This is a genomic window from Streptomyces spongiae, assembly GCF_009377185.1.
GTDB lineage: Bacteria > Actinomycetota > Actinomycetes > Streptomycetales > Streptomycetaceae > Streptomyces > Streptomyces spongiae.
The window spans coordinates 1-3,479 of sequence record NZ_VJZC01000817.1 but is presented as its reverse complement, the minus strand read 5'-3'; the positions used below and the strand labels follow the sequence as shown (position 1 = coordinate 3,479).

The window sequence follows — 3,479 nt, the reverse complement described above, 5'->3', positions numbered from 1 at the left end:
GCCCGACCGTCACCGTGACCAAGACCGTCTACTGCCAGTCGCGTCCGACATGCTGGCCGGAGGGCAAGTAACCGGAGGGCAAGTGAGCCGAAACGGGTAGGGGTGGCGGGGGCGAACCCCCCCCACCCCTCGCGCCTTACAGTTCCGGCAGTGGCGGAGCCGTCTTCGCCGGTGTCTCCTCCAACGCGGCCAGCGCCAGCCGAATCGCCTCGTCGAGCTGCGTGTCACGCCCCGCGGCGTGATCGTGCGGCGCCTGGACGACCTCCACGTCGGGGTCGACGCCGTAGTTCTCGACGCCCCACCCGTACCCCTCCAGCCAGAACGCGTACTTCGGCTGGGTGACCAGCGTGCCGTCCACGAGCCGGTAGCGGCTGTCGATCCCGATGACCCCGCCCCACGTCCGCGTACCGACCACCGGCCCGATCCCGAGCGCCTTGATCGCCGCGTTCACGATGTCCCCGTCGGACCCGGAGAACTCGTTGGCGACGGCGACGACGGGCCCGCGAGGTGCGTCCCCCGGGTAGCTGTACGGCCGCATCCCGCGCGGCACGTCCCAGCCCACGATCCGCCGGGCCAGCTTCTCGACGACCAGTTGGGAGGTGTGCCCGCCACGGTTCTCGCGGACGTCGACGACGAGGCCCTCCCGCGCCACCTCGATCCGCAGGTCGCGGTGGATCTGCGCCCAGCCGGGCGCCTGCATGTCCGGCACGTGCAGGTAGCCCAGCCGGCCCCCGGACGTCTCGTGCACGTACGCCCGCCGGTCCGCGACCCACGCGTGGTAGCGCAGGGGCTCCTCGTCGGCGATGGGGACGACCACCGTGTGCCGTGGGTCCCCGCCACCCGCGGGCAGGATGGTCAGTTCGACGGGCTTGCCCGCCGTACCGACGAGCAGCGGCCCAGGACCGGTCACCGGGTCCACGGCCTGCCCGCCCACCGCGATGATCGCGTCCCCGGCCCGTACCGCCACTCCGGGCGCGGCGAGCGGCGCGTGTGCCTCGGGGTCGGAGGTCTCGGACGGGAGGACACGGTCGATGCGCCACAGTGGCGATCCCTTGGGGCCGTCCTCGTGCCGGGAGATGTCGGCGCCCAGCAGCCCCTGCCGCCGGTCACCCCAGCCTCCCCCGCCGCGCGGGGTGACGTACGCGTGCGACGTGCCGAGTTCACCCTGGACCTCCCACAGCAGGTCCACGAGGTCGTCGTGGGTGGCGACCCGGGCGAGTACGGGCCGGTACCTGTCCAGCACCCCGTCCCAGTCGACTCCCCCGAGATCCGGCCGCCAGAAGTTGTCCCGCATGAAGCGGCCGGCCTCGTCGTACATCTGGCGCCACTCGGCGGCCGGTTCGACGGTCTGCCGTACGCGCGCGAGGTCGACGGTGATGTTGGTGTCGCTGTCCTCGTCGCTGGAGGCGCGCCGGTCGCTGGGGACGACCTTGAGCTTGCCGTCGGTCCACAGCAGCACCCGCTTGCCGTCGCCGCTGACCGCGTACCGCTCGGCGTCGGAGGCCAGGTACTCGACGCGCTGCTGGGCGAGGTCGTACCGCTCCAGCGAGGTCTTGGGCTCCGGGTCGTCGGGCGTGGCCCGCGAGTGGCCGAGTACGCCGCGCACCGGGTGCCGCAGCCACAGCACGCCGTCCTTGGCGGCCCGCAGCCCTGTGTAGCGCGCGGCCTCGACGGGGAACGGCACGATCCGGTCGCCGAGCCCTTCGAGGTCGATACGGGTCGCGGGGGCGCCCTCGCTGTCCGGTGTCTCGTCCTTGTCGGGGGCGTCGAAGGGCCGGCCGTGGCGCTGCGGCCCGAAGGGCGACGGGGTGGTCGCGGCGAGCGTGATGAGATGCGGACGCGAGCCGCCGACGAAGGCCAGGTCGAAGACGTGTTCGTCGTAGACCGGGTCGAAGGACCGCGCCGACAGGAACGCCAGGTGCTTGCCGTCCAGCGTGAAGGCGGGCGAGTAGTCCTGGAACCGCAGGGGCGTCGCCTCCGTCACCGACAGGTCCGCGGAGTTGGCGAGCTTGAGCTGGCGCAGCGGGCTCGGGCCGGGGTGGGACCAGGCGAGCCAGGCGGAGTCGGGCGAGAAGACCAGCCCGGAGGCTTCGCCGTCCTCGCTCCGGTCGACCTCGCGCACCTCACCGCTCTCCCGCTCGACGAACAGGACGCGCCCGTCGTGCGAGGCGACGGCGGCCCGGCTTCCGTCGGGAGCCATGGCGAGCCCGAGGACGCGCCCGAGCTGCCCGGCGGCGAGCCGTCGTGGGGTCGCTCCGGGCGCGCCTCCTGTCGCCGGGGCGAACTCCAAGGCGTCGTCGCCCTCGGCGTCCGTCACCCACACCACCCATTCCTCGCCGTCCGCGCGGAAGGTGATCGGCAGCCGGGCCCGTACACCCTGCTCGGCGGCGAGCGTGCGGGTGGGGCCGGAACGGTGGGTGACCCAGTGGACGGCACCGCGCACGGAGATGGCGCTGCCCCGCCCGGTGTGGTCGGGCGAGCCCGCCCCGAACCAGTGGCTCGCGTTCACGGGGTGCGGCTGCAGGTCGACGCGCTGCCCGCCGAGCCGGATGTCCAGCCGCCGCGGCTCGGCTGTGTCCAGGTCGTCCAGCAGCCACAGCTCACCGGCGGACGCGTACACGACACGCGTCCCGTCGGTGGCGGCGTGCCGGGCGTAGAAACCGTCGACAGGCGTGTGCCGCCGCAGGTCGGACCCGTCGGCGAGCGACGAGTACAGGGCCCCCACCCCTTCGTGGTCGGAGAGGAAGGCGACCCGGTCTCCCACCCACAGGGGGTACTCGATGTTCCCGTCGAGGTCGGCGTGAAGGCGCACGAACTCCGGGCCCTCGGCGGGGGACGTTTCCCCGTCCCCGCCGTCTGTGCCGTCCCGCTCGATCCACAGCTTGCCCGCCGTGCCGCCGCGGTACCGCTTCCACCAGGCTGCCTCGCGGCCCATGGGCGCGGACAGCAGTACGGTGCTCGGCCCGTACGCGACGGCGCCGACGGGCCCGTACGGCAGGATGGCCGCCGGCCCGCCGTCGAGGGGGACGGCATGCGCCCAGCTCCGTCGGAGGCTGGCCTGGCCCTGTGTGCTGAGCGCGAGGACCCTGCCGTCGGGGGTCCAGCCGCGCACCTGGGTGCGCCCACTTCCCCAGTGCGTCAGGCGCTTCGACGGCCCGCCGTCGACGGGGGCGATGTGTACCTCGGGTGCTCCGTCGCGGGTGGAGGTCCAGGCGACGGTGGTGCCGTCCGGGGAGATGCGTGGATGGTTGACGGGGACGTTGTCGGCGCTTACCCGCCAGGCGCGGCCACCGTCGAGAGGCGCGACCCAGACGTCGTCCTCGGCGGTGAAGGCGACCGATTCGCCGTGCAGGTGCGGAAACCGGAAATACGCGGGAGATGCAGAGGCTGCAGGCAGTGTCACCAGGTCACTCTAGGCAGCGGCCGCCGTTCTTGGGAGGGGTTTTGGGGGGTGGTCCCCCGGAATTCGGGGGTTGAAG

1 protein-coding gene is annotated in these 3,479 nt (G+C 73.2%); it reads right to left on the bottom strand.

All coding sequences use genetic code 11. The features are described from left to right. Window positions 1-136: 136 nt before the first annotated feature. Window positions 137-3,403 (bottom strand): S41 family peptidase, encoded by a 3,267-nt coding sequence (locus FNH08_RS47240; RefSeq protein ID WP_322726570.1) that lies wholly within the window; start codon window positions 3,401-3,403, stop codon window positions 137-139. Window positions 3,404-3,479: the final 76 nt, after the last annotated feature.